General features: G+C 70.4%; 19 protein-coding genes. 8 read left to right on the forward strand and 11 right to left on the reverse strand.

Annotation, left to right across the window (positions count from 1 at the left end):
• The first annotated feature begins 90 nt into the window (after positions 1-90).
• Positions 91-2,619: an ATP-dependent Clp protease ATP-binding subunit gene (locus ACIBLC_RS23745; protein WP_399213149.1), complete on the forward strand. Its 2,529-nt coding sequence runs from the start codon at positions 91-93 to the stop codon at positions 2,617-2,619.
• 83 nt (positions 2,620-2,702) lie between these two features.
• Here the strand turns inward: ACIBLC_RS23745 and ACIBLC_RS23750 are convergent, their stop codons facing one another.
• Positions 2,703-5,984, reverse strand: coding sequence for an NACHT domain-containing protein (locus tag ACIBLC_RS23750; RefSeq protein ID WP_399213150.1), 3,282 nt, complete (start codon positions 5,982-5,984; stop codon positions 2,703-2,705).
• A complete protein-coding gene (locus ACIBLC_RS23755; protein WP_399213151.1) occupies positions 5,981-6,355 on the reverse strand; it encodes a trypco2 family protein in 375 nt (124 codons plus the stop codon). Before ACIBLC_RS23755 ends, ACIBLC_RS23750 begins: the two co-directional genes overlap by 4 nt.
• Before the next feature lie 544 nt (positions 6,356-6,899).
• Between ACIBLC_RS23755 and ACIBLC_RS23760 the strand changes: the two genes are divergently transcribed.
• Positions 6,900-7,511, forward strand: a complete 612-nt coding sequence (locus tag ACIBLC_RS23760; RefSeq protein WP_399213152.1) for a M23 family metallopeptidase — start codon at positions 6,900-6,902, stop codon at positions 7,509-7,511.
• 34 nt (positions 7,512-7,545) lie between these two features.
• Here the strand turns inward: ACIBLC_RS23760 and ACIBLC_RS23765 are convergent, their stop codons facing one another.
• Positions 7,546-8,142: a TetR/AcrR family transcriptional regulator gene (locus tag ACIBLC_RS23765; protein ID WP_399213153.1), complete on the reverse strand. Its 597-nt coding sequence runs from the start codon at positions 8,140-8,142 to the stop codon at positions 7,546-7,548.
• Positions 8,143-8,310: 168 nt separating this feature from the next.
• Between ACIBLC_RS23765 and ACIBLC_RS23770 the strand changes: the two genes are divergently transcribed.
• Positions 8,311-9,900, forward strand: coding sequence for an MDR family MFS transporter (locus tag ACIBLC_RS23770; protein ID WP_399213189.1), 1,590 nt, complete (start codon positions 8,311-8,313; stop codon positions 9,898-9,900).
• A 197-nt stretch (positions 9,901-10,097) separates the two neighbouring features.
• On the opposite strand, the gene cseC is transcribed toward ACIBLC_RS23770, so the two are convergent.
• The 5 genes from cseC to ACIBLC_RS23795 form a co-directional block, all read right to left on the reverse strand.
• Positions 10,098-11,456 carry a two-component system sensor histidine kinase CseC gene (gene cseC, locus ACIBLC_RS23775; protein ID WP_399213154.1) on the reverse strand — a complete coding sequence of 453 codons (1,359 nt, stop codon included), beginning with the start codon at positions 11,454-11,456 and terminating at the stop codon, positions 10,098-10,100.
• 8 nt (positions 11,457-11,464) lie between these two features.
• The gene (gene cseB, locus ACIBLC_RS23780) at positions 11,465-12,181 is read right to left on the reverse strand and encodes a two-component system response regulator CseB (RefSeq protein WP_399213190.1); all 717 of its coding nucleotides are present in this window, start codon (positions 12,179-12,181) and stop codon (positions 11,465-11,467) included.
• 99 nt (positions 12,182-12,280) lie between these two features.
• Positions 12,281-12,985 carry a hypothetical protein gene (locus ACIBLC_RS23785; protein WP_399213155.1) on the reverse strand — a complete coding sequence of 235 codons (705 nt, stop codon included), beginning with the start codon at positions 12,983-12,985 and terminating at the stop codon, positions 12,281-12,283.
• Entirely contained in the window at positions 12,973-13,524 is a 552-nt protein-coding gene (locus tag ACIBLC_RS23790; protein WP_399213156.1) for a SigE family RNA polymerase sigma factor, read from the reverse strand. Before ACIBLC_RS23790 ends, ACIBLC_RS23785 begins: the two co-directional genes overlap by 13 nt.
• A gap of 222 nt (positions 13,525-13,746) precedes the next feature.
• The gene (locus ACIBLC_RS23795) at positions 13,747-14,637 is read right to left on the reverse strand and encodes an A/G-specific adenine glycosylase (RefSeq protein WP_399213157.1); all 891 of its coding nucleotides are present in this window, start codon (positions 14,635-14,637) and stop codon (positions 13,747-13,749) included.
• Between the two features lie 350 nt (positions 14,638-14,987).
• On the opposite strand from ACIBLC_RS23795, the gene ACIBLC_RS23800 reads away from it, so the two are divergent.
• The gene (locus ACIBLC_RS23800) at positions 14,988-15,821 is read left to right on the forward strand and encodes a hypothetical protein (protein ID WP_399213158.1); all 834 of its coding nucleotides are present in this window, start codon (positions 14,988-14,990) and stop codon (positions 15,819-15,821) included.
• A 143-nt stretch (positions 15,822-15,964) separates the two neighbouring features.
• On the opposite strand, the gene disA is transcribed toward ACIBLC_RS23800, so the two are convergent.
• Together disA and radA are read right to left on the reverse strand one after the other, a co-directional pair.
• Positions 15,965-17,089, reverse strand: a complete 1,125-nt coding sequence (gene disA / locus ACIBLC_RS23805) for a DNA integrity scanning diadenylate cyclase DisA (RefSeq protein ID WP_399213159.1) — start codon at positions 17,087-17,089, stop codon at positions 15,965-15,967.
• A 67-nt stretch (positions 17,090-17,156) separates the two neighbouring features.
• Positions 17,157-18,566, reverse strand: a complete 1,410-nt coding sequence (gene radA / locus ACIBLC_RS23810) for a DNA repair protein RadA (RefSeq protein ID WP_399213160.1) — start codon at positions 18,564-18,566, stop codon at positions 17,157-17,159.
• Positions 18,567-18,821: 255 nt separating this feature from the next.
• On the opposite strand from radA, the gene ACIBLC_RS23815 reads away from it, so the two are divergent.
• Positions 18,822-20,744, forward strand: a complete 1,923-nt coding sequence (locus ACIBLC_RS23815; protein WP_399213161.1) for a hypothetical protein — start codon at positions 18,822-18,824, stop codon at positions 20,742-20,744.
• A 43-nt stretch (positions 20,745-20,787) separates the two neighbouring features.
• On the opposite strand, the gene ACIBLC_RS23820 is transcribed toward ACIBLC_RS23815, so the two are convergent.
• Positions 20,788-21,627, reverse strand: a complete 840-nt coding sequence (locus tag ACIBLC_RS23820) for a hypothetical protein (RefSeq protein WP_399213162.1) — start codon at positions 21,625-21,627, stop codon at positions 20,788-20,790.
• A gap of 146 nt (positions 21,628-21,773) precedes the next feature.
• Here ACIBLC_RS23820 and ACIBLC_RS23825 point away from each other — a divergent pair, with 146 nt between their 5' ends.
• The 3 genes from ACIBLC_RS23825 to ACIBLC_RS23835 all read left to right on the forward strand — a co-directional run bounded on the left by ACIBLC_RS23825 (position 21,774) and on the right by ACIBLC_RS23835 (position 24,392).
• Entirely contained in the window at positions 21,774-22,706 is a 933-nt protein-coding gene (locus ACIBLC_RS23825) for a Ppx/GppA family phosphatase (protein WP_399213163.1), read from the forward strand.
• Positions 22,707-22,938: 232 nt separating this feature from the next.
• Positions 22,939-23,763 carry a sugar phosphate isomerase/epimerase family protein gene (locus tag ACIBLC_RS23830; RefSeq protein ID WP_399213164.1) on the forward strand — a complete coding sequence of 275 codons (825 nt, stop codon included), beginning with the start codon at positions 22,939-22,941 and terminating at the stop codon, positions 23,761-23,763.
• A complete protein-coding gene (locus ACIBLC_RS23835) occupies positions 23,760-24,392 on the forward strand; it encodes a TetR family transcriptional regulator (protein ID WP_399213165.1) in 633 nt (210 codons plus the stop codon). The genes ACIBLC_RS23830 and ACIBLC_RS23835 overlap by 4 nt, the downstream gene beginning before the upstream one ends.
• The last annotated feature ends 175 nt before the right edge of the window (positions 24,393-24,567 follow it).

Raw genomic sequence — 24,567 nt, forward strand, 5'->3', positions numbered from 1 at the left:
TGAGCGGTCCCTGCTTGCGGGACTAAGCTGCGGAAGGACAGGGAGGGGAGCGTCCCCTTACTGCCTGACCGCTCTGAGGAGCGATTAACGATGTTCGAGAGGTTCACCGACCGCGCGCGGCGGGTTGTCGTCCTGGCTCAGGAAGAAGCCCGGATGCTCAACCACAACTACATCGGCACCGAGCACATCCTCCTGGGCCTGATCCACGAGGGTGAGGGTGTCGCCGCTAAGGCACTGGAGAGCCTCGGGATTTCGCTCGAGGCGGTCCGCCAGCAGGTGGAGGAGATCATCGGGCAGGGTCAGCAGGCCCCGTCCGGGCACATCCCCTTCACCCCCCGTGCCAAGAAGGTGCTGGAGCTCTCGCTCCGCGAAGCTCTTCAGCTGGGCCACAACTACATCGGCACGGAGCACATCCTGCTCGGCCTGATCCGTGAGGGCGAGGGCGTCGCCGCCCAGGTCCTGGTCAAGCTGGGTGCCGATCTCAACCGGGTGCGGCAGCAGGTCATCCAGCTGCTCTCCGGATACCAGGGCAAGGAGACCGCCGGCGCCAGTGGCGGTCCTGCCGAGGGCACCCCCTCCACGTCCCTGGTCCTCGACCAGTTCGGCCGGAACCTCACCCAGGCCGCTCGTGAGTCCAAGCTCGACCCGGTCATCGGGCGCGAGAAGGAGATCGAGCGGGTCATGCAGGTGCTGTCCCGTCGTACGAAGAACAACCCGGTCCTGATCGGTGAGCCCGGCGTCGGCAAGACCGCCGTCGTGGAGGGCCTCGCCCAGGCCATCGTCAAGGGCGAGGTGCCCGAGACCCTCAAGGACAAGCACCTCTACACCCTGGACCTCGGCGCGCTGGTCGCCGGCTCCCGCTACCGCGGTGACTTCGAGGAACGCCTCAAGAAGGTCCTCAAGGAGATCCGCACCCGCGGCGACATCATCCTGTTCATCGACGAGCTGCACACGCTCGTCGGTGCGGGTGCCGCCGAGGGCGCCATCGACGCGGCTTCGATCCTGAAGCCGATGCTGGCCCGCGGCGAGCTGCAGACCATCGGTGCGACGACTCTCGACGAGTACCGCAAGCACCTCGAGAAGGACGCGGCCCTCGAGCGCCGCTTCCAGCCGATCCAGGTGGCGGAGCCTTCCCTCCCCCACACGATCGAGATCCTCAAGGGCCTGCGCGACCGTTACGAGGCCCACCACCGCGTCTCCATCACGGACGAGGCACTGGTGCAGGCGGCGACGCTCGCCGACCGGTACATCTCGGACCGCTTCCTCCCGGACAAGGCGATCGACCTGATCGACGAGGCCGGTTCCCGGATGCGCATCCGCCGGATGACCGCTCCGCCGGACCTCCGGGAGTTCGACGAGAAGATCGCGGGCGTGCGCCGCGACAAGGAGTCCGCGATCGACTCGCAGGACTTCGAGAAGGCCGCCTCCCTCCGCGACAAGGAGAAGCAGCTCCTGGCCGCCAAGGCCAAGCGGGAGAAGGAGTGGAAGGCCGGCGACATGGACGTCGTCGCCGAGGTCGACGGCGAGCTGATCGCCGAGGTCCTCGCCACGGCCACCGGCATCCCGGTCTTCAAGCTCACCGAGGAGGAGTCCTCGCGTCTGCTGCGCATGGAGGACGAGCTCCACAAGCGGGTCATCGGCCAGAAGGACGCCATCAAGGCGCTCTCGCAGGCGATCCGTCGTACGCGAGCGGGTCTGAAGGACCCGAAGCGTCCCGGTGGTTCGTTCATCTTCGCCGGCCCCTCGGGTGTCGGTAAGACCGAGCTGTCGAAGACCCTCGCGGAGTTCCTCTTCGGCGACGAGGACGCGCTGATCTCCCTCGACATGTCGGAGTTCAGCGAGAAGCACACGGTGTCGCGTCTCTTCGGTTCGCCCCCCGGTTACGTGGGCTACGAAGAGGGTGGCCAGCTGACGGAGAAGGTGCGTCGGAAGCCGTTCTCGGTGGTTCTCTTCGACGAGGTCGAAAAGGCCCACCCGGACATCTTCAACTCGCTTCTCCAGATCCTGGAGGACGGTCGCCTGACCGACTCCCAGGGCCGGGTCGTGGACTTCAAGAACACGGTCATCATCATGACGACCAACCTCGGCACCCGGGACATCTCCAAGGGCTTCAACCTCGGCTTCGCCGCCGCGGGTGACGTCAAGAGCAACTACGAGCGCATGAAGGTCAAGGTCAACGAGGAGCTGAAGCAGCACTTCCGCCCCGAGTTCCTGAACCGTGTCGACGACACGGTGGTCTTCCACCAGCTCACCGAGGAAGACATCATCCAGATCGTCGACCTCATGATCGCCAAGGTGGACGAGCGGCTGAAGGACCGGGACATGGGCCTCGAGCTCAGCCCGACCGCCAAGTCGCTCCTCGCGAAGAAGGGCTACGACCCCGTGATGGGCGCCCGGCCGCTGCGCCGGACGATCCAGCGCGAGATCGAGGACCTGCTCTCCGAGAAGATCCTCTTCGGCGAGCTGCGCCCCGGCCAGATCGTGGTCGTCGACACGGAGGGCGAGGGTGACGCGAAGAAGTTCACCTTCCGCGGCGAGGAGAAGTCCGCCCTCCCCGACGTCCCGCCGATCGAGCAGGCCGCGGGTGGGGCCGGTCCCAACCTGAGCAAGGAGGCGTAGCCGCTTCGGCGCTCGCCTGAAAGGGGCCGCCCCGGGACTTCGGTTCCGGGGCGGCCCCTTTCGCCGTGCCGGCCCCCGGTGTGTCAGCGCTTCGTTCCGTCGGCCGCGATGCCGAAGGGTTCGCCACCGGTGACGCGCAGCGGGGAGGCGCTGGAGAGGGACACCCGGAGGTCCGGCCGTGCGTGCAGCGGGCGTAGATCCGTCTGTCCGCCGCGCCCTTCCGGGAGAAGGGCCAGCGACAGACAGGAGAGCGCCGGGAACACCGACAGCAGTACGCCGATGTCGCCGCAGTCCACGACCCCGGTGAGCCGGACACTCGTGACCTGGGGCAGCGGAAGCAGATGGCGCAGGTCCGACAGCGAATGAACCGATGTGTCGACTCGGGTGATCCGGTCCATCTCGCGCAGGCAGTCCCAGAATTCGGTGAGGTACAGCGGGAACGGCAGGGTGATGTCGGTCAGGGATCCCCATGCCTCGAGGCCCGTCGTGTCCATCAGCCGTGCCACGGTGAGCTTGAGGTGGGTGACGGTCGGGTGGACGGGGATGGACGCGACCGCGGTGAGGTGGCCGGCGACGAGCGTCAGGGACTTGAGTCCGGGCACGGACCGCACGTACTCCAGGGCGTCGAACGGCAGATGCTGGAGGTGGAGCTCGATGGAGCGCAGGGCGGACATCCGGGTCAGGGACGAGATGTCGGTGAGCGAGGGGCAGGACGAGAGACTCAGCGAGCTGAGCGACTCCGCCTGATCGCCGAGGAAGGCCAGGTCCTCCAGGACGGGCATTCTGAGCAGCGACAGTTTCCGGACCTCCGGGAGCCGGGCCGCCTGGATCTCCTTGGAGGAGAAGGGGCCGGTGAGCCGGAGGTTGCTGGCACCGGGCAGCAGCCGCAGCAGGGACAGTTGCTCCTTGGTGGTCACCGGCAGAGGGCGAGCGGCCAGGTGACGTACATGTCCGAGGACCTCGCGCGCGTACTCCTCGGCGGGGAAGTTGTCCCACATCTCGATGAGCCTCGAGATGGCCGGAGTGCTGGTGCGAGGATGCGTGGCGAAGTGACGGGCGTGGGGGATGGCCTCGGAGCCGCCGACCTTGCCCACCAGATGGGCGACCCGGTACTGCTGGGTGTCCTCCAGCTCGTCGGCGGAGGGCAGGAACGACAGGACGTAGGGGCCGAGCCGGGCCAGTTGGTCGGACTGTCCGGCGGTGACGCCGGAGGTGTAGGACGCGACGAGATCGGTGATGTGGTCGCGGATCCGGTCCCGCAGGTCTGTCTCCAGCCACGCCGCGTGCTCGGAACAGAGAGCGGAGAGGACCAGGAGCCGGGTGCGCAGCGGATCGGAAGGTGACAGGGCATCCGCCTTGGAGAGGAGTCCGGTGAGCAACTCCCGTATTTCGCGGCGGCAGTGGCCCGACGCCATCAGGACGACGTCCTGCCACAACTCGTCGTCGGCGTTGCGGACGAGTTCGTTCAGGGAGCCGCTCTCGACGAGTTCCTTCGCGGCGAGATAGTCCTGGAAGGTGCGGTGGATGAACTGGTAGGAATCCTCCGCGCTTTCCTGGAGCAGGCCCGAGCGGTTGAGCAGGTGGGTGAAGACGGCCTCGGCGGTGCCCTGGCCCCGTACGCGTTCCATGCCCGCCAGGGCGGCTTCGAGCTGGGGGCGGGCCTGAGCGCGGGTGAACTCGGCCTGGCCGCAGCGGATCAGCCAGACCGCGATGCGCTGGAGGATCTGGTGATGCTCCTCGACGGACATGGCGATGCCGTCGGGTGCCGCCACCCGGCGGCGCTTGTCGCGGTTGCCGAGGAGCATCTCCAGGGCCGACTGGTACAGCTTGAAGCGGGTCTCCGGCAGAAAGCCCTGAAGGCGCCGGTGGAGGGCGCAGATCACCGCGCAGAGGAGCGGGGTGCGGGCCAGGTCGCTGAGGGCGGGGTTGTGGCGGAACTGCTGGGACAGGTCCGCTTCCAGTTCGCGCAGCAGGTCGTGGTCGTCGTCGTTCAGGCGGGCGGCGCGGTGCCAGGCCCTGGTGAAGATCTGGATGTCCTCGTCGCGCATCGGCAGGAGGCGTAACTCCTCGAACCCCTCCGACTCGAGCCAGTCGGACTCGACGGCGAGAGGGCGCACGGTGGCCACGCAGCGTGTGTCCGGATAGTGCCGCAGCAAGGTGGACAGCCAGTGGTGCGCTTCCTCCCGGTCGGCCTGCGGGACCTCGTCCAGGCCGTCGACGAGCAGCAGGGCCCGTCCCGCGCGCAGTACCCGGCCCACCCATCCCTCCGGTGGCTCTTCGATCACCAGCCGTGCGGCGTAAGGGAGTTGGGACGGGGGAGGGAAGTCGGCACGATGGGCGCGCAGGGTCCGCAGGGGGACGACGAGGGGGACGAAACCGTTGAGCTCGGCCAGACCGGGGCCGTGTGTGCCGGCGGCGGCGTGCGCGGCCAGCCACCAGATCAGGGTGGTCTTGCCTGCGCCCGCGTCACCACGGAGCAGGACGCGGTGACGGGTGGACAGCAGGGTGTCGACGCGCTGCGGGGTGCGGTCCGTCCGGGACGAGCCCTGCCGCGTGGTGGTGGTGCTGAGGTTGCGCGCATCGGTCTCGGAGACGCGGGTCGCCGCCTCCAGGCTCAGATACGCGGTGTCCAGGTCCCATTCGGATTCGCGGCGGGTGAGGTCGTCGAGGCCGAAGACCTTGGTGTTGCGGTAGGCGGCGCCGACGGCACGCGCGTACTCGGTCTCGTACTGGTGGTCCAGCAGGTGGTGGTGGCTGATCGGCTCGCTGTGCGGCAGGTCGTACGGCATCTGTGTCAGGTCGCTGATGAGGGTGCCCTCGGCGCGGAGGTGAGCGCGGCCCCGGGGGATGCCGGTGACGATGCCGAGCAGGACGTCGCCCGCGAAGACGGGGGCTCCGGACATGCCGGCGAGTGGGGAGCGGCCGTCGGGGGGTTCGGCGGCGGGCGGCTGGTCGAAGGCGAAGGTGAGGACGGAGCGGGGGCGGCCCGCGGCCGGCAGCACGGTGCCTGTGTACTGGTCGGAGGCGAGATGACCTTCAGGGCCGCGGCGCTGGATGTCCGGGTAGCCGATGGCCTCGCACTGCGGCAGCGGCCGGGCGGTGTCCAGATGGCCGACGCGGACGTGGGAGGCACAGGGCAGGTCGGCGTCCGCGATCAGCAGCGCGGCGTCCAGGCGGGGGTCGCGCCATACGACCTCGGCGCCGATCGGTTTTGGGCGACCGGGGTGGGCGATCTCGACGGTGTCGCCGGTGCCGACGACATGGGCGCAGGTGAGGACCAGGCGGCCGTTGAGCGCGACTCCGCTGCCCTGTGTCTGCCCCAGTACGACCACCGCCCGGTCGGCCGGGCCGGCGGCCGGGGTCATCGACCCGCGGGAGGGTTGGGTACCTGGCCGAACGCCGAGGTGCTGCCCTGCCGGTCGTTGCCGACCTGCCACGGGCCGTCGGTGCGCGCGTCGCGTGGTGTGAGGGTGAACGCGACCCGGTGTGTCCGGCTCGTCGCGCGTGAGACGTCGGCTCCCGCCTCGACGACCCAGGCTCTGACCTTGCCGCTCCCCGCCGCCTCCTTGCGCAGTTCGAGAGCGAATTCCATCTCGATGGCGCCGACCTCGAAGGTCACGGGCTGATCCGTCGCCCGTGTCGCGGCCTCGATGAGCTGATCACGGACCGAGGCGATGGCGTCGGCGAGGTCTATGCCGTCCAGGTCGGTGGTGGCGCGCGGTGAAGTGGCGGTCATGATCCCCCCGGACCTGTCAGGCGTGGTGCAAGCAGTCGGATTTTACGGGGTGGTGAGGCCGGGACGGCCGGCTTTGCGGGAGTTGGAAGAGCCGGGAGGGGTTTCCCGGCCGCGCCCTCGCCGAGAGTAGGCCCCGTCACATTTCGGGGGGTGTGGATCTCGGTGGCCGGTGACATGACGCACAGGCGATTTGTCCGTTACTAGCGGGAATAGTTGGAGCGTTCTGATGGACAAATCGGACCTATGGGTTGGGGTGGCAATGCGACGTCCGATGTCCGGAGTAGGGGGAGGGGGCTGCGCGGGCTCCCCCGGGATCCGACCGCTCTAAGTGGTGTTAAACCGGTCTTCCGAGTAAAAAATGCGGAGGTTTCGCTACGGGACGGGGCGTCTGTCAAGGACGAGGAAGTTTCGGTGTCAAGTACGACCTTTCATCGTAGAAGGCGTGTTTGAGGGCGGGCGGGGGTGCGGGTTACCAAGGGGTTGTCCATCCGGCGGGAGTGTTCGCGGCGGGTGGGCTTCCTGTCCCCGTCTCCGTGAGGTCTCCATGTCGAAGCGCGCCACGTCCCGTCCCTCCCGTACGTCCCTGCTCCGCACCCGGGCGGCCGTCCTGACCGTCGGTCTCGGCGCCTCGGTCGTGCTGGGTGCCGGGGTCGCGGCAGCCGCGAGCAGCGGCGGAGCTGTCACCGCGGCGAGCGTCACGCAGGTGAAGGCCGCCGCGAAGCCCGCGGCGGCGAAGGCGACCTGGGTCGACCCGGTGAAGAAGTACACCCTGTCCGCCAGCTTCGCCCAGGCCGGCAACATGTGGTCGTCCACCCACTCCGGGCAGGACTTCGCCGTGGCCACCGGCACCAAGGTCTTCGCCGCGCACGGCGGCACCGTCGTCAAGGCCGGCGGCAACGGCGCCGGTGACGGTCCCGCGTACGGCAACGCCATCGTCATCAAGCACGGCAACGGCACCTACTCGCAGTACGCCCACCTGTCGAAGATCAAGGTGAAGGTCGGCCAGGTCGTCGCCACCGGCCAGACCATCGCGCTGTCCGGCAGCACCGGCAACTCCAGCGGCCCCCACCTGCACTTCGAGATCCGTACGACCGCCAACTACGGGTCCGCCGTCGACCCTGTCGCCTTCCTGCGCGCCAAGGGCGTCTCGGTCTAGTCGGGACGGGCCCCGACGGCCCCCGGAGAGCCGCCTAGGAAGTGGCGGCGTCTCCGTGCGCCTGCGTCACCAGATCGATCGCGACCTCCAGGACGGCCTTGCGCTTGTCCTCGGGGTCGCCTTCGACGTCTCTGAGGACGAACATCCCGGCGTGCATCGTGAAGAGCGCGCTGACGCAGCGGACCTGGTCGGTCAGCGGTGACTCCGGCTCCTTGATGATGTCGAGCATGCTGTGCATACGGTCCTTGAACGTCTCGCCGATGCTCAGTTCCCGTACGGTCGCCTGGTTCTCCTGCATGAAGCGGAAGAGGGGGACCGCGCCGGCGAGGGCCTCGCTGTACCGGCGCAGGACCTCTTTCTTGGTCTCCAGGTTGTGCGGCTGCCGCCCGCCCCACTCGATCAGCTCGTCCAGCGGGCGCGTCAGGTCCTGGAAGAGGCTGATGAGGATCTCTTCCTTGGTCTTGAAGTGGTAGTAGAGCGCGGCCTTCGTGACGTCGAGGTGCTCGGCGATCTCGCGCAGCGAGGTCTTCTCGTAGCCCTGCTCGGAGAAGAGGTCGAGGGCCACGTCCTGGATGCGCTGGCGGGTGTCGCCGCGGCGCTGTCGCTTGGTGCCGTCCATGGTGCCGCCCATTCTCGTGCTCCTCGCGCTCCCTGAAAACTTACCTGTCGCCCGACTGGTAAAGCCCAGCAAAACTTACTTGACGCCCGGCTAGTTGCGAGGCTACTTTCCCAGTGTAGTCAACTTGCCGGGCGGCAAGTAAGTAGCCGACGGGCAGCTGTACCTAGGGGAGTGGGAATGATGGCGGACAACACCGGAGTGGCGGCAGAGCCCGAGAAACAGCCACGCAGTGTGCGCGTGGTCCTGTTCGCGCTGATGGTCGCGATGATGCTGGCGATGCTCGACAACATGATCGTGGGCACCGCGATGCCGACGATCGTCGGCGAACTGGGCGGACTCGAGCACCTGTCGTGGGTGGTGACGGCGTACACCCTCGCGACCGCGGCCTCCACCCCCATCTGGGGCAAGCTCGGCGACATGTACGGGCGCAAGGGCGCCTTCATGACCTCGATCGTGATCTTCCTGATCGGGTCCGCGCTGAGCGGAATGGCCCAGGACATGGGGCAGCTCATCGGGTTCCGTGCCATTCAGGGGCTCGGCGCCGGTGGTCTGATGGTCGGCGTCATGGCGATCATCGGGGACCTGATTCCGCCGCGTGAGCGCGGCAAGTACCAGGGAATGATGGCCGGCGTGATGGCGCTCGCCATGATCGCCGGGCCGCTCGTCGGCGGCACCATCACCGACCACTGGGGCTGGCGCTGGTCCTTCTACATCAACCTGCCGCTCGGTGTCGTCGCGCTCATCGCGATCAGTGTCGTCCTGCACCTGCCGAAGAAGCGGGTCGAGGGGCGGATCGACTATCTGGGCGCCGGGTTGCTGACCATCGGCATCACGGCCATCGTCCTCGTCACCACCTGGGGCGGCAGCGAGTACGCCTGGGGCTCGGCCCGGATCATGGAGCTCATCGCGATCGGTGTCGTCGCGCTCGTCGGGTTCGTGTTCGTGCAGACCAAGGCCGCCGCGCCGGTCGTGCCGCTGCACATCTTCCGCAGCCTCAACTTCACGCTGATGTCGATCATCGGCTTCATCACCGGCTTCGTGATGTTCGGTGCGACGCTCTTCCTGCCGCTGTACCAGCAGTCGGTGCAGGGCGCGTCCGCGACCAACTCCGGTCTGCTGCTGCTCCCGATGCTCGGCGCGATGCTGGTCACGTCGATGGTGGCCGGGCGGGTCACCACCAACACCGGGCGCTACAAGGTCTTTCCGGTCGCCGGCAGTGCGCTGATGGCGGTGGGTCTGTTCCTGCTCTCGCAGATGGACACCGACACGACCCGGCTCACCTCCGGGGTCTACATGGCCGTGCTCGGCGCGGGCATGGGCTGCCTGATGCAGATCACCATGCTGGTGGCGCAGAACAGCGTCGAGATGAGGGACATGGGCGTGGCGTCCTCCACGACCACGCTCGCCCGTACGCTCGGCTCCTCCTTCGGCGTCGCGATCATGGGCGCGCTGTTCAACCAGCGGGTGCAGGACGTGATGTCCGAGCGGGCCGGGGCCATCGGGTCCAAGGTGACCGAGCAGTCCGCGCAGCTCGACGCGGCGAGCCTGGCGAAGCTGCCGGCCGCGGCGCGTGAGGCGTACCAGTTCGCGGTGTCCTCCGGTACGCACTCCGCGTTCCTGCTGGGCGCGATCGTGGCCGTGGCCTCGCTGGTGGCCGCCGTGTTCGTCAAGGAGGTCCCGCTCAAGGGTGCGGGGGCGCCGAAGCCGGCCGAGGAGGATGCGGCTGGGGACGCCGCCGGAGCGAAGCGGGCGGTTGCAGAGGCCGTCTGAGTCACGTCCACTCCTGCTCGGTCCGAAGACCCCCGGCGCTGTCCGCCCCGGGGGTCTTCGTCTGTGGCCGTACGGGGCTGGGCGCGCGTTTCTTCGCCCCCTCCGCCCCTGCCCTTCCCGTCCCTGAGGGCTCCGCCCCCAGACCCCCGTTCGCCCGAAGGACCCGTCCTCGAACGCCGGACGGGCTGAAGGCGTCCCTAGTCCGGCAGCATCGGGTAGCTTCCCGTGTTCGTCGGGGCGTGTTCCGGTAGCCAGAGGACCGCGACCGCGCCCTCGGCGGGGACGTCGTCGGGGGCGCCGGGGGCGCGGATGTTGCGGAAGGTCAGGCGGGCGCCGAGGACGCGGGCCTGGCCTGCCGCGATGGTGAGGCCGAGGCCGTGGCCATGGCCGGAGCGGTCGGTGCTGCCGGTGCGGAAGCGGCTAGGGCCGTCGGCGAGGAGCTCGGCCGGGAAGCCGGGGCCGTGATCGCGTACGCGGATGACGCGGCCCTCGACCGTGACCTGGACCGGCGGCTTGCCGTGCCGGGCCGCGTTGGCGAGGAGGTTGAACAGGACGCGCTCCAGGCGGCGCGGGTCCGTCGTGACCTCCGACTCGTGCACGACGCTGATGTCGATGTCCGCGTCCTTGGCCGCCACCCGCCGGGACACGAACTCGCCCAGCAGGATGTCCTGCAACTCGGCCCGCTCGGAGGCGCCGTCGAGCCGCGCGACCTCCAGCACGTCCTCCACGAGGGTGCGCATGGCCTGGGCCCGGTCCCGGACGAGCTCGGTCGGCCGCCCCGGAGGCAGCAGTTCCGCCGCGGTCAGCAGCCCCGTGACCGGCGTACGCAGCTCGTGCGCGATGTCGGCGGTCACCCGGCGCTCGGCCTCGATGCGCTGCTGGAGCGCGTCCGCCATCGCGTCCACCGCCCGCGCGAGGTCGTCGGTCTCGTCGCGCAGGACGCCGCCGATGGAGGCCCCCACCCGTGCGTCGGTGTCGCCGCTCGCGACCCGGTTCGCCGCGGCGGCGGCCTTGCGCAGCCGGCGCGACAACTGCCCGCCGATGAGCACACCGAGCGCGCTGCCGCCGAAGACGACCGCGATCGAGCCGATGATCAGCGCCTGGTCGAGGTCGGTCATGACGTCGGTGTTGCGGTCCGTGAAACCGGTGTGGAGCGAGAGGACGTGACCGTCCTTGAGCGGTACGGCGGCCCAGATGTCCGGCACCCCGCTGGGGCCGTCGGCCACGTAGGTGGCGCGCCGTCCCTCGGCGACCTTCGTCAGCAGGTCCTTGGGGATCGCCGGGTCGTCGACCTCGACGCCGAACGCCTGCGTCCGCCCCGACTCGTACATGCGCTGCGCGACGAGCAGGCGCTCGTCCGCCAGATCGCGCGAGTTGTCGAGCATCGACACCTGCGCCGCGTTGTGCACGACCAGGCTCAGCGCGATCGCCACGAGCGCGCCGACGAACGCGATCGCGGCGCTCAGCTTCCAGCGGACGCCGGTCCGGATGCCCGCTCCGTGCCTGGTGGCCCGGTCCGCTCTCCCCGGAACCAGGCGTTGGAATATCCCCCGCATACCCCTGCTCAGGCCTTCAACTTGTAGCCGAAGCCGCGGACCGTCTCGATCCGGTCCTGGCCGATCTTCGTACGCAGTCGCTGCACATGGACGTCGACGACGCGGGTGTCTCCGCCCCAGCCGTAGTCCCACACCCGTTCGAGCAGCTTGTCACGGCTCAGTACGGTGCCCGGCGCCGACGAGAACTCGAGGAGCAGCCGCATCTCGGTGGGGGTCAGCGCCACCGGCGTACCGCCTCTGCGGACCTCCATGCCCTCGGTGTCGATCTCCAGGCTGCCGTCGCCGAAGGAGAGCACACTGCCGTCGACCGAGGAGTGCCCCTCGGCGGCCGGGCCGTTCGCCGAACCGCTCGCGTGTCCGAAACGGCGCAGGACGGCCCGGATGCGGGCGACCAGGACGGCGCCGTCGAAGGGCTTGGTCACGTAGTCGTCGGCGCCCGCCTCCAGGCCCAGTACGACGTCGATCGAGTCGGCGCGCGCGGACAGCATGATCACGGGGACGGTCGACTCGTCGCGGATACGGCGGCACAGGCTGACGCCGTCCAGGCCGGGCACCATGACGTCCAGGAGCGCGATGTCGGGGCGGTTCGCGCGGAACGCCTCCAGGCCCGAGAGGCCGTCGGGCATCGCGGTGACCGCGAAGCCGTCGCGCTCCAGCGCGAGTTGCGTTGCCTCGCGGATGACGTCGTCGTCCTCGACGAAGAGGACGTGGGTCTGCTCTGACATCCGGTATTCCGACATCCGGTATTCCGACATCCGGTTCTCCACCATCCGGTTCTCCGACATCCGCTGGTCTGCCATCCGAGGGTCCGTCATCCCCTGCTCTCAGTTCCCGGGCGGGGCGGTGGGCTGGGCCGAGCCGCCCACCGCCTTGCTGTAGTCGTTGTGGATCCGGGACTTCTCGGCGAAGCGGGCCGCGGACCAGCCGTAGGTGATCACTTCCTCGCTGGAGGGATACGACACCGGGTCGCCCTTCGCGTAGAGCTGCTGGGTGACCACCAGGTCACCGCGGTCGATCTCGGCGTAGACCGGCGGCTCCTCGGCCTTGAAGACGTTCTCGTACCGGCCGTTCTTCTCGCGGTACACGTACGAACCGACGCCGACGGCGTCGGCGCAGGTCATCACATTGACCACGATGTCGTTCGTGGTTCCGCCGGTGAGTTTCCCGTAGGACACGTCGACCGGGTACTCGTCGGCGACGCAGGGCTTCAGGGCGCTCTTGACGTCCGGGCTGACCGACGGGTCGTCCTGGACGAGCTTGACGGCGTCGACGCTCTGGGCCGTCTTCGAGGCGGAGGCCATGGGCGTCGGGGCGGTGCCGGTCACCGCGTCGCTGCCCGCCGGGCCCTCGTCGCGGGCGCCGGTGCCGCCCGTCCCGCAGGCGGCCAGGAAAAGGCCGAGGGCGGCGAGCGCGACCGTCGCCGCACTCCCCGCCTTGAGGGTCCCCCGGGCCGAGGACCGGGGTGAGCCGGTCCGCCCCGCCTGCCGGGCCGCCCCGGTCTTACTGGCCCGGTCTTCTAGGCCGCGCAACGCTCCCGCCCCTCACTCGGTTCGAACGCGCGCGATCCGCGCTCCTCGTGGTCCCGGTTCTCCAGCTCCTCGCGGAGCCGGGCCAGCGCCCGGTGCAGTGTGCTCTTGACGGTACCGGCCGACATGCCGAGGGCGGCGGCCGTCTCCTCCGTGGACATCTGCTCCCAGTGTCGCAGCACCACGACGCTGCGCTGCTTGGGAGCCAGCACCTTCATGATGTCCATGAGGAGGGCGCGGTCCGCGTGCTGTTCGGTGGAGTCGTCGACGGAGGCGTCGGGAAGCTGCTCGGTCGGAACCTCTTCGAGCTTCCGGGCCCGCCACCACTCGGTCCGCGTATTGATCATCACGCGCCGCAGGTAGGCGTCGGCGAGCCGCTTGTCCGCGATCCCGTCCCAGCGGCCGTACGTCCGTACGAGCGCGGTCTGGAGCAGGTCCTGGGCGTCGACCGGGTCGGGGACCAGACGGCGGGCACTGCGCAGCAGCGCGTCCTGCCGGGTGCGGACGTATTCCTCGAACTCGAGCACCTCGCCGTGCGCCATGATCAACCGCCTCCATCCCCGTTTCCGGCCTTCCGGCTGTCGCCGGCGACCGGTTGTCCGTTGCCTGAGAAGAAGCTACGGAGGGGTTGTCACGGGGGTGTCCGAGCCAGCACGCGGGGAACGCTCGGCTGTCCGTCGGTTGTGTAACGGATGTAGGCCATGGGCAAGGCGAGGCGTCGGTATATTCCGATTGCGGCTGTTTTGCCGCGCCAGTTACGTCAGTTACGTCAGCGGAAGCCGATACAGACCGCCGGGAAGAGGTTCCGCCAGCCCGTCCGCGACGAGGCCGTCGAGGGCGCGGGCCCGCTGGACCGGCTCGTCCCACACCCGGTCGAGCACGGACTGCGGAACCGGGGCGACGGCTTCCCTGAGCACGGCGAGAAGCCTGCCGCGGACCTGGCGGTCGGTACCGGCGTACGTCTGGCCGCGGCGCGCCGGGCCCTCGTGCTCGGGCTTGCCCGCCAGGCGCCACGCGCACCGCTCCGCGATCGGACAGCGGTCGCAGGTCTCGTTCCTCGCCGTACAGACGAGCGCGCCCAGTTCCATGGACGCGGCGGCCCAGCGGGAGGCGGTGCGCTCGCTGTCGGGCAGCAGTGCGCGGGCGAGTTTGCGCTCCGCCGCCGTCGTCGCGTTCGGGGGGTAGCGCACGCCGGTGACCGCGCGGGCGAAGACCCGCCGTACGTTCGTGTCCAGCACGGCATGGCGCCGGCCGTACGCGAACGACGCCACCGCCGCCGCCGTGTACTCGCCGATACCGGGCAGCGCGAGCAGTTGCGCGTGCTCCGCGGGTACGTCGCCGCCGTGCCGTTCCGTTATGGCCACCGCGGCTCCGTGCAAGCGCAGGGCGCGGCGGGGATAGCCGAGGCGGCCCCAGGCGCGGACCGCTTCGCCCGGTGGTTCCTTGGCCAGGTCGGCGGGGCGGGGCCAGCGGGACAGCCACTGCTCGTACACGGGCAGCACGCGGTTCACCGGAGTCTGCTGCAGCATGAACTCGCTGACCATCACTCCCCAGGGGCCGGCGTCGGGGCGGCGCCACGGGAGGTCACGGGCGTGCGCGTCGAACCAGGCGATGACGGGAGTGTGCAGGGGCGTGGGTGTGGTGGGTGCAGTCATGGCAGGGTCGATCCTGCCATGTGAAGGGTGTCGGGTTGGTGCAGGTTGGTGCGTGCCGATGCCGGAGAGTCTTCAGCCAGTCGGGCGTTCGAGGACGGGACGTCGCCATCCCTACCCCTCACCCCGTGCGTTTTCAGCCTGTCCGGCGTGTGAGGGCGAGGCCGTTCAGGCCGATGCGGGGGTCTGGGGGCGGCAGCCCCCAGGAACAAGGGACGGGTAGGGGCGGAGGGGGCGAAATACCCAACCCCGGTGCCCTGTAAGCGCGTAGGCCGGGATGATGATCCGGAAAAGTTGCCCCGGGGCGGCGGGTGGGGCAAGTGCCGGGGCGGATCTCTCGTACAGTTTGCGCCGTGGGATCACTGCGCAATCCTGTCGGGCCGCTTCCCTCCACCATCTACTGGCGTCGGAGGGCCATTCTGCTGTCCATGCTCGCGCTGTTGGCGCTGCTGATCATGTGGGTGGTCGGCACCGGCGGTGGAGGCGGGAACAACAACGGCGACGGGTCGAACGGAAAGAACCCCGCGCCCTCGATCACTCCCGGGCCCTCCGGCTCCGGGCCCGCGATCAGTGAGAACCCCGGCGGGCGCGACGAGTCGAGCCCCGGCACGGGCGGGTCCGACGACGAGTCCGGTTCCGGCTCCAGTGCCGGGTCCACCGCCGGGTCGGGGGGCTCCGCGGGGAGCGGCGGCACCGGGTCCGACGGCGGTTCCAGCGGCGGTGCCAACGGCGGCTCCAGCGGCACCGGCGGGTCGGCCGATCAGCTTCCGGCCGGTTCCGGTATCCCCAACTGCACCGCGGGCGCCGTCCAGTTGTCGCTGCGCAGCGTGCGCAACACGTACGCGCCGGGTGAGAAGCCCAAGTTCGAGCTCATCGCCAAGAACACTTCCGGCAGCGACTGCAAGGTCGACCTCGGCCCGAAGAACACCCTCCTGACGATCACTCAGGCCGGGAGCGACGAGGACATCTGGGACTCGGGCGACTGCCCGAAGGGCTCCGCCAGTCTCCTCTTCCGGGTCGCCGCCAACGCGCAGGTGACCCACACCGTGGAGTGGGACCGCAAGGCGAGTGCCCCCGAGTGCGGCACACCGCCCGCGATCTCGGCGACCGCGGGCACCTACCTGGTGGAGGCGAAGGCGCCGGGGCTGACCAAGGCCCAGACGTCGTTCGTCCTGTCAAAGGACTGAACGGCTCCTGCGGCGCAAAGGCCAAGGGGGCGAACGGCTCCTACGGCGCGCAGGCCAAGGAGCGAACGGCCCTACGGCGCGCAGGACATGGCCGGCCCGCAGCACACCAGGCGGAGTGCCAGAACGTGGCGCTGGGCGTCGTGCTAGACGTAGCGCTCCAGGATCGACGACTCCGCCAGCCGCGAGAGGCCTTCCCGGACGCTGCGCGCCCGCGCCTCGCCGACGCCGTCGACCGTCTGGAGGTCGTCGACGCTGGCGGCGAGAAGCTTCTGAAGGCCCCCGAAGTGCTCCACCAGACGGTCGATGATCGCGCCGGGCAGCCGGGGCACCTTGGCGAGCAGGCGGTAACCGCGCGGCGAGACGGCGGAGTCCAGCGCTTCGGGGGAGCCGGTGTAGCCCAGCGCCCGCGCCACGGTGGACAGTTCGAGCAGCTCGGCGTGGCTGAGCGCGTTGAGCTCGTGGAGGGCCTCGTCGACCGTGCGGGAACGCTTGGCGGTCGGCTCGGGCACGTAGTCCCGTACGACGAGTTCACGCTCGGGCTCGACACCGGCGATCAACTCGTCGAGCTGGAGGGAGAGAAGGCGGCCGTCGGTGCCCAGCTCCACCACGTACTCGGCGATCTCGGTGGCGATCCGGCGCACCATCTCCAGCCGCTGGGCCACCGCCGAGACGTCGCGGACCGTGACCAGGTCCTCGATCTCCAGGGCCGACAGGGTGCCCGCGACCTCGTCGAGACGGAGCTTGTAGCGCTCCAGGGTCGCCAGGGCCTGGTTGGCGCGGGAGAGGATCGCCGCGGAGTCCTCGAGGACGCGGCGCTGGCCGTCCACGTAGAGGGCGATGAGGCGCATCGACTGGGAGACCGAGACGATGGGGTAGCCGACCTGCTTGCTCACCCGGTCCGCGGTGCGGTGCCGGGTGCCCGTCTCTTCCGTCGGGATCGTCGGGTCGGGCACCAGCTGGACGCCCGCCCGCAGGATCTTGGTGAGGTCCTTGTCGACAACGATGCCGCCGTCGAGCTTGCACAGCTCGCGCAGCCGCGTCGAGGTGAACTCGACATCCAGCACGAATCCGCCGGTACACATCGATTCGACGGTTTTGTCCCAGCCGAGCACGATGAGCCCGCCCGTGTTGCCGCGGAGGATCCGCTCGAGCCCGTCACGCAGGGCCGTGCCGGGTGCCACGGCGCTCAGGGCGGCGCGCATCAGGCCATCGGCACCGGAGCTCCCACCGGACTTTCCGGGAGCTGCTGCCCGGTCGTTGGCTGCCACTGCACTCCTCCGGTCGCGGTTTCCGGCCGCCCTCAGTTCGTCACGACGGGCAAGACCAGGGCAAAGTCTACCGGCGCGGTTCCTCCTCCCGTGGGGCCTCTCGACGACGGGAGCGCGGGAGGACGTTCAGCGCGGCTCCCATGTCGGCGACTTCCAGGACCTTCATGCCGGCCGGGATCTTGCCCGGGTCGGTCGGGACCAGGGCGTGCGTGAAGCCGAGACGGTGTGCTTCGGCGAGCCGGCGCTGAACGCCTGTGACCCGTCTGACCTCGCCCGCGAGGCCCACTTCGCCGATCGCCACGAGGTTCTTGGGGAGCGGGGTGTCGCTCGCCGCGGAGGCGAGGGCGAGCGCGATGGCGAGGTCCGCCGCGGGCTCGGAGAGCTTCACACCACCGACCGTCGCCGAGTAGATGTCCCGCTTCCCCAGGGCGGTGATCCGGCCGCGCTGCTCCAGGACGGCGAGCATCATCGAGACGCGGGATGTCTCCAGACCGGAGGTCGTACGCCGCGGGGAGGGGATCTGTGAGTCGACCGTGAGCGCCTGCACCTCTGCCACCAGGGGGCGGCGGCCTTCCAGAGTGACCGTCAGGCAGGTGCCGGGGACCGCCTCGGCGCGACGGGTCAGGAAGAGGCCGCTGGGGTCGGCCAGGCCGGTGATGCCCTCGTCGTGCAGCTCGAAGCAGCCGACCTCGTCCGTCGTCCCGTAGCGGTTCTTTACCCCTCGGACGAGCCTGAGGCGCGCGTGCCGGTCGCCCTCGAAGCTCAGGACGACGTCCACGAGGTGTTCGAGGAGGCGGGGGCCCGCGATCGCGCCGTCCTTGGTGACATGGCCCACAAGGAGTGTGGACATACCGCGCTCCTTGGAGGCGCGGATGAGTGCCCCGGCGACCTCTCTGACCTGGGCCATGCCGCCCGGCGCGCCGTCGATCTCGGGGGAGGCGACGGTCTGCACGGAGTCCACGATGAGCAGGGACGGCTTCACCGCGTCCAAGTGACCGAGAACGGCGGCCAGATCGGTCTCGGCGGCGAGATACAGGTGGTCGTCGATCGCCTTGATGCGGTCGGCGCGCAGCCGCACCTGGCTGGCCGACTCCTCGCCCGTCACGTACAACGTCCGGTGTTCCTCGCTCGCCGCCTTCGCCGCGACGTCCAGCAGCAGCGTGGACTTGCCGACGCCCGGCTCGCCCGCGAGGAGGACGACCGCGCCGGGGACGAGACCACCGCCCAGCACCCGGTCCAGCTCGGGCACACCGGTGGAGCGCGCGGTGGCCTGGCGGCCGTCGACCTGCCCGATGGGCACGGCGGAGGTCGTGACGCGGCCGGGTGCCGTCGTACGGACGGCGGGCACGCCGAACTCCTCGACCGTCCCCCACGCCTGGCATTCGGTGCAGCGGCCGAGCCACTTGGCCGTCTGCCAGCCGCACTCGGTGCAGCGGTAGGACGGCCGGTCCTTCGCGGATTTCGTACGGGCAGCCATGGACCGAACCGTAACCGAGCCCACTGACAGCGCGGACGGCGCTGTGCGCGCGGCCACCCTGAAGCGTGCCCGGCACACGCCCGAAGCGGTCCGGCACGCGCCCCCCGTATGGCATTGCCATCGCCCGCCGTGACGGCGTAGGCCATGGAAACGGAGGTTCCTGTCCCCTTATGAGGGATCGTTTCACCCGTACGGATTAAATGTGCTCAAGGGGGAGGAAGGGGCCACCGATTGGCCCCTACGGTCGCACGGGTGATGAGCAGCAGTCCGGAGACCTCCACACACACCACCGGCGCACACCGGGCGCACGGAGACGCGCGCAAGGGGGCGGCCGCGCCCCGCGGCGCGTCGCCCCGCACCACCGCGGCTCAGCACCCACCCGCGTGCTACGAGCCCTATCTGGACGGCCTGTTCACCTACTGCCTGTCCGTCCTGTGCGACCACGACGCGGCGACCGCCGCCCTCGGGGACGTCCTCGCGCTGGCCGAACGCCGGGGCACGCGCGTCCCGGAGGCCGTGGGTGACCGCAGGGCGTGGCTGTACGCACTGGCGCGCTGGGCCTGCCTGCGCAAACTCGCCGAGGCGAGGCGCAGGCGCCAGGCGGCGCACGCCTCCGGCAGGGGGTGCGGAAGCCACAAGGGCGCCTCCAGGAGCGCCCTCAAGCCCGCGCGCGGGACGGCGGACGAGGCGGCGCACACGACGGTGGACAAGGACGCCGCGGACCGGCGCGCGGCCGAGGCCGTGAGCGCCTCCGCCGCGGCTGCCGGCAACGCCCCCACTCCCGTCCCCGTCCCCACTCCCGTCCCCGTCCCCACTCCCACTTCCGCCCCCGGTTTCGCTTCCGCTTCCGTTTCCGAGGAGACCCAGGCGTGGCGTCGGCGCGAACTCGCGCTCCTGGCCTGGCCGGAGGCCGCCGGCACCACTCCCGAGCAGCGCGAGGCGCTCGAACTCGCCGTACGCCACCAGCTCGCCGCCCACGAGGTCGCCGCCGTCCTCGGTATGGACCTCGCCTCCGCCCGCGAGCTGCTCGGCTCCGCCGCCTGCGAGGTCGAACGCACCCGCGCCGCGCTCGCCGTCGTGGAGACCGGCACCTGTCCGAGCGTCGCCCGGCTCACCGGCGACAACCAGCTCGTGCTCGGCACCGCCCTGCGCCGGGAGCTGGTCCGACATGTCGACGACTGCCCACGCTGCCGCCGTACGGCCGAGCGCGCGGTCGCGGGCTCCTGGCCCGGCACCACTGTCACGCCCGCCGCGCTACCTGTTCTCGAGGCCCCGCGCGCGGCCCTGCTCGTCGCGATGGCACACGTCCCGCGCGCGCGGGGCAGCGCTCCGCGCTTCGACCGGCGCGGTTTCCCGATGGACCCCAAGGACCGTGCCGCGCGCCGGGACCGGCTCCGCGCGCGTGCCGTCACGACCACCGTGGTCGCCACCGTCGTCGCGGCCCCCGTGCTGGCCCTCTGGGCGGCCTACCGGAGCGCGCCGCTCACCGGCGAGGGCACGGACGGCCGCTCGATCAGCGCCGGCGAGGCGCAGGACGACAGCGGAAGCGACGGCGGGCAGCCGGGCGGCTACGAGAACGCCGGCAACGCCAGTACCCAGCCCGACAGCCGTTTCACCGAGGGCGGCCGCTCGGCCGACGTCTCCGTGGAGGTCATCAGCGCCCCCGGGAGCAGCCGGGCACCGGGCGCCGGACACCTCTCCGTGTCGGCCGGCAACAGCGGGGACACGACCCTCGTCACGCTGACCGCTTCCGGGAGTTCACCGGTCCACTGGTCCGCGCGCACAGGCGCCCACTGGCTCTACCTGAGCCAGTCCTCGGGAACGCTCGAACCCGGCGAATCGTTGACGATCAAGGTGTACGTCGACCACCTTCGCGAACCGGTGGGCCCCTGGAGCGCGCGGGTGTCGATCGCACCGGCGGGCGCCCTGGTCACGATCGGCGGGTACGGCACCGCGCGCCCGACCGAGCCCGGTGGACCCGGCCCGCGCCCCAGCGATCCGACGCCGTCCGACCCCGGCCCCACGCCGAGCGGCCCGGGCCCGTCCGACCCGGATCCCACGCCCAGCGGCCCGGGCCCGACGGACCCCGAGCCCACGCCCTCCGACCCGGCGCCGTCCGACCCGGGCGGCTCGACCCCGCCGCCCGGCGGCAGCGGCGGTCCGAGCCCGTCCTCGTAACCCGGCGTCCGGCCGGAGGCCAGAACGTCAGATCGTCAGAACCTCAGTGGACCGGGTCGGCCGGATGCGGAGCCAGCAGGGGCAGCTGAGAGGCCAGTCGCTCCTCGCAGAGCTCGGCCAGCCGGTCGTAGCCCTCCTTGCCCATCAGCTCGACGAGCTCGGGGCGGTAGGAGACGTACACCGGGTCGCCCGCGCCGTGCGCCGAGGTCGCCGACGTGCACCACCAGTGCAGGTCGTGGCCGCCGGGACCCCAGCCGCGGCGGTCGTACTCACCGATGGACACCTGGAGCACGCGGGTGTCGTCGGGCCGGTCGATCCACTCGTACGTCCGTCGCACGGGCAGTTGCCAGCAGACGTCGGGCTTGGTCTCCAGCGGCTCGCGCCCCTCCTTGACCGCGAGGATGTGCAGCGAGCAGCCGATGCCGCCCGCGAAGCCGGGGCGGTTCTGGAAGATGCAGGAACCCTTGTACGGGCGGGTCTGGCGGTCGCCGTCCTCGTCCTCCGAGACCCAGCCGGTCTTCGTCCCGACGTCGTGGTGCTGCCAGAGATCCGGCGTGAGCCTCGCCACGAAGCCGGCCACCCGCTTCTCGTCGTCCTCGTCCGAGAAGTGAGCTCCCAGCGTGCAGCAGCCGTCGTCGGCGCGGCCCGCCTGGATGCCCTGGCAGCCGCTTCCGAAGACGCAGTTCCAGCGTGAGGTCAGCCATGTCAGATCGCACCGGAACACCTGCTCGCCGTCGGCGGGATCCGGAAACTCCACCCACGCGCGAGCGAAGTCGAGCCCCTTCTCGTCGCTCCGGTCGGGAGACTGCTTGGACTTCGTGGCCTTCGCCTGCGAAGAACCCTTGGCCGATTTGTCGGGCTTCGCCTTTTTCGTCTTTGGCACCTGTCCAGGGTAAGTCGCCCGAGCCCGCTCCGGAGACGTCCGAGCGCGCCGCGGAGGCGTCCCACCAGTCGCCCGACCAGCGCTCCTCGTCGACCGGCTTCGCCCCGGGCCACTCGAATGGCCGGACTCGCAGTAGCGTTCCGCCCATGAGACTCGGTGTCCTCGACGTGGGATCGAACACGGTGCACCTGCTGGTGGTGGACGCGCACCCCGGCGCCCGACCGCTGCCCGCGCACTCGCACAAGGCCGATTTGCGGCTCGCCCAGCTGCTCGACGCGAGCGGGGCGATCGACCGCGGGGGCGTCGACAAACTGATCGAGACGGTCAAGGACGCGATGGAGGCCGCCGAGGACAAGGGCGTCGAGGCGCTGCTGCCGTTCGCGACCTCCGCCGTGCGCGAGGCCAGCAACGCGGACGACGTACTCGCCCGGGTCCAGGCCGAGACCGGAGTCGAACTCCAGGTCCTGACCGGCGCGGAAGAGGCCCGGCTCACCTTCCTCGCCGTCCGCCGCTGGTTCGGCTGGTCCGCGGGCAAGCTGCTCGTCCTCGACATCGGCGGTGGCTCCCTGGAGATCGCCTACGGGATCGACGAGGAGCCGGACGCGGTCTCTTCCCTGCCGCTCGGCGCGGGCCGGCTGACCGCGGGCTGGCTGCCCGAGGACCCCGTCGATCCCGCCGCCGTACGGGCGCTGCGGCGTCATGTGCGGGCCCAGATCGCCCGTACGGTCGGGGAGTTCAGCCGCTTCGGGGCGCCGGACCACGTGGTCGCCACGTCCAAGACCTTCCGGCAGCTCGCCCGAATCGCCGGCGCCGCCCGCTCCGCCGACGGCCTGTACGTCCAGCGCGAACTCAAGCGCCGCTCCCTCAAGGACTGGGTCCCCCGGCTCGCCTCGATGACCGCCGAAGAGCGCGCCGAACTCCCCGGAGTCTCCGAGGGCCGCGCGGGCCAGCTCCTCGCCGGGGCGCTGGTCGCCGAGGGGGCGATGGACCTCTTCGACGTGGAGACCCTGGAGATCTGCCCGTGGGCACTGCGCGAGGGCGTGATCCTGCGGCGACTGGATCAGATGGCTTCGGAGTAGCGGGGGCGGGGGCCTCGGAGTTCGTAGTAGAGGGGGCGGGTGGGTTTCGGGGCGGCGGGGAGTCCGGCAGCCCGGGGTCCGCAGGCCGAGGTCCGCGGTCCACGGTCCGGGCGTGGAACACGGGCGGACCGCACACCGCTCGCACAGGCCCCGCACACCCCCACAGCCCCGGCAGGCAACGGCCGAAGCCGCCCTCAGCCGACCGCCGGAGGCAACCCGTACCCTGTCCCTCGTGGCAGAACCAGTTGTGCGCATCCCGGATGCGAAGGTCGCGCTGTCCACGGCGTCCGTGTATCCGGAGTCGACGGCGACGGCCTTCGAGATCGCCGCGCGCCTCGGGTACGACGGCGTCGAGGTCATGGTGTGGACCGACCCGGTCAGCCAGGACATCGACGCGCTGCGCAGACTCAGCGACTACCACCGGGTCCCGGTCCTCGCCGTCCACGCTCCCTGCCTGCTGATCACCCAGCGCGTGTGGTCCACCGACCCGTGGATCAAACTCCAGCGCGCGCAGGCGGCGGCGGAGAGGCTCGGCGCCGACACGGTCGTCGTCCATCCGCCCTTCCGCTGGCAGCGCCAGTACGCCCGTGACTTCGTCACCGGGATCTGGCGGATGGCGAACGAGACGGACGTACGGTTCGCCGTCGAGAACATGTATCCCTGGCGCTACCGCGACCGCGAGATGCTCGCGTACGCACCCGAGTGGGACGTGACGAAGGAGGACTACCGTCACTTCACGATCGACCTCAGTCACACGGCGACGGCCCGCACCGACGCCCTGCACATGATCGACCGCATGGGCGACCGCCTCGGCCACGTCCACCTCGCCGACGGCAACGGCTCCAACAAGGACGAGCACCTCGTACCCGGCCGCGGCACCCAGCCCTGCGCCGAACTGCTCGAACACCTCGCGCTCACCGGCTTCGACGGCCACGTCGTGATCGAGGTCAACACCCGCCGCGCCATGTCCAGCGCCGAGCGCGAGGCCGATCTGGCGGAGGCGCTGGCCTTCACCAGGCTCCACCTCGCCTCCGCGGTGAAAGTGCCACGCCGGTGACGAAGGCCTCGCCGCAGGACGCGGCCACCCCCCGCCGCCGGGGACGCCCCTCCCGTACGCAGACGGAGGCGGCCCCCGCCACCCGCGACCGCATCCTCGACGCGGCCCGCGAGGAGTTCTCCGAGCGGGGGTACGAGAAGACGTCGGTACGCGGAATCGCCAAGGCCGCCGGCGTGGACTCGGCGCTCGTGCACCACTACTTCGGCACCAAGGAGCAGGTCTTCGAGGCGGCCATCGCGGTCGCGGTCGCGCCCGCCCTGGCCGCGTCGACCGCCGTCGCGGAGGGACCGCTCGACGGCGTGGGCGAGCGACTGACCCGCTTCTTGTTCGGGGTCTGGGAGAACCCGACGACCCGGGCGCCGTTGCTCGCGATCGTCCGCTCGGCCTTCAACAACGAGGCCGCTGCCGAGGTTTTCCGCCGCCTCCTGGTCGCCCAGCTGATGCGCCGCATCGCGCAGCAGTTCGACCTTCCGGACGCCGAACTGCGTGCGGAGCTCGCGGCGGCCCAGCTGGTGGGCGTCGCGATGCTGCGATACGTGATCAAGGTGGAGCCGCTGGCCTCGACGGACGTGGAGCGGATCATCGAGCGGGTGGCGCCGGTGGTGCAGAGGCATCTGACGGCTTCATGACAGATCAGACGGATCGGACGGATCGGACGGGTCGCACGTAAGCGTTTACGTAAACCCTTACGTGCGACACATGCGATTCGCCGAGTGGTGGATCCGCTTGTTCGATCGATCCGGTTCGCGCCAGTTCCACCCCTTGTGGATGACCGCCGGCCGAGACGCCCGTCCCGCATACCGG

Origin of the sequence: Streptomyces sp. NPDC050535, assembly GCF_044457665.1 — a bacterium.
Lineage (GTDB): Bacteria > Actinomycetota > Actinomycetes > Streptomycetales > Streptomycetaceae > Streptomyces.

What these genes read in the sequence shown, in the direction of transcription:
- ACIBLC_RS23745 (WP_399213149.1), top strand. Translation starts at nt 91, where the DNA reads ATGTTCGAGAGGTTCACCGACCGCGCGCGGCGGGTTGTCGTCCTGGCT.
- ACIBLC_RS23750 (WP_399213150.1), bottom strand. Translation starts at nt 5,984, where the DNA reads ATGACCCCGGCCGCCGGCCCGGCCGACCGGGCGGTGGTCGTACTGGGG.
- ACIBLC_RS23755 (WP_399213151.1), bottom strand. Translation starts at nt 6,355, where the DNA reads ATGACCGCCACTTCACCGCGCGCCACCACCGACCTGGACGGCATAGAC.
- ACIBLC_RS23760 (WP_399213152.1), top strand. Translation starts at nt 6,900, where the DNA reads ATGTCGAAGCGCGCCACGTCCCGTCCCTCCCGTACGTCCCTGCTCCGC.
- ACIBLC_RS23765 (WP_399213153.1), bottom strand. Translation starts at nt 8,142, where the DNA reads ATGGGCGGCACCATGGACGGCACCAAGCGACAGCGCCGCGGCGACACC.
- ACIBLC_RS23770 (WP_399213189.1), top strand. Translation starts at nt 8,311, where the DNA reads ATGGCGGACAACACCGGAGTGGCGGCAGAGCCCGAGAAACAGCCACGC.
- cseC (WP_399213154.1), bottom strand. Translation starts at nt 11,456, where the DNA reads ATGCGGGGGATATTCCAACGCCTGGTTCCGGGGAGAGCGGACCGGGCC.
- cseB (WP_399213190.1), bottom strand. Translation starts at nt 12,181, where the DNA reads ATGTCAGAGCAGACCCACGTCCTCTTCGTCGAGGACGACGACGTCATC.
- ACIBLC_RS23790 (WP_399213156.1), bottom strand. Translation starts at nt 13,524, where the DNA reads ATGGCGCACGGCGAGGTGCTCGAGTTCGAGGAATACGTCCGCACCCGG.
- ACIBLC_RS23795 (WP_399213157.1), bottom strand. Translation starts at nt 14,637, where the DNA reads ATGACTGCACCCACCACACCCACGCCCCTGCACACTCCCGTCATCGCC.
- radA (WP_399213160.1), bottom strand. Translation starts at nt 18,566, where the DNA reads ATGGCTGCCCGTACGAAATCCGCGAAGGACCGGCCGTCCTACCGCTGC.
- ACIBLC_RS23815 (WP_399213161.1), top strand. Translation starts at nt 18,822, where the DNA reads ATGAGCAGCAGTCCGGAGACCTCCACACACACCACCGGCGCACACCGG.
- ACIBLC_RS23825 (WP_399213163.1), top strand. Translation starts at nt 21,774, where the DNA reads ATGAGACTCGGTGTCCTCGACGTGGGATCGAACACGGTGCACCTGCTG.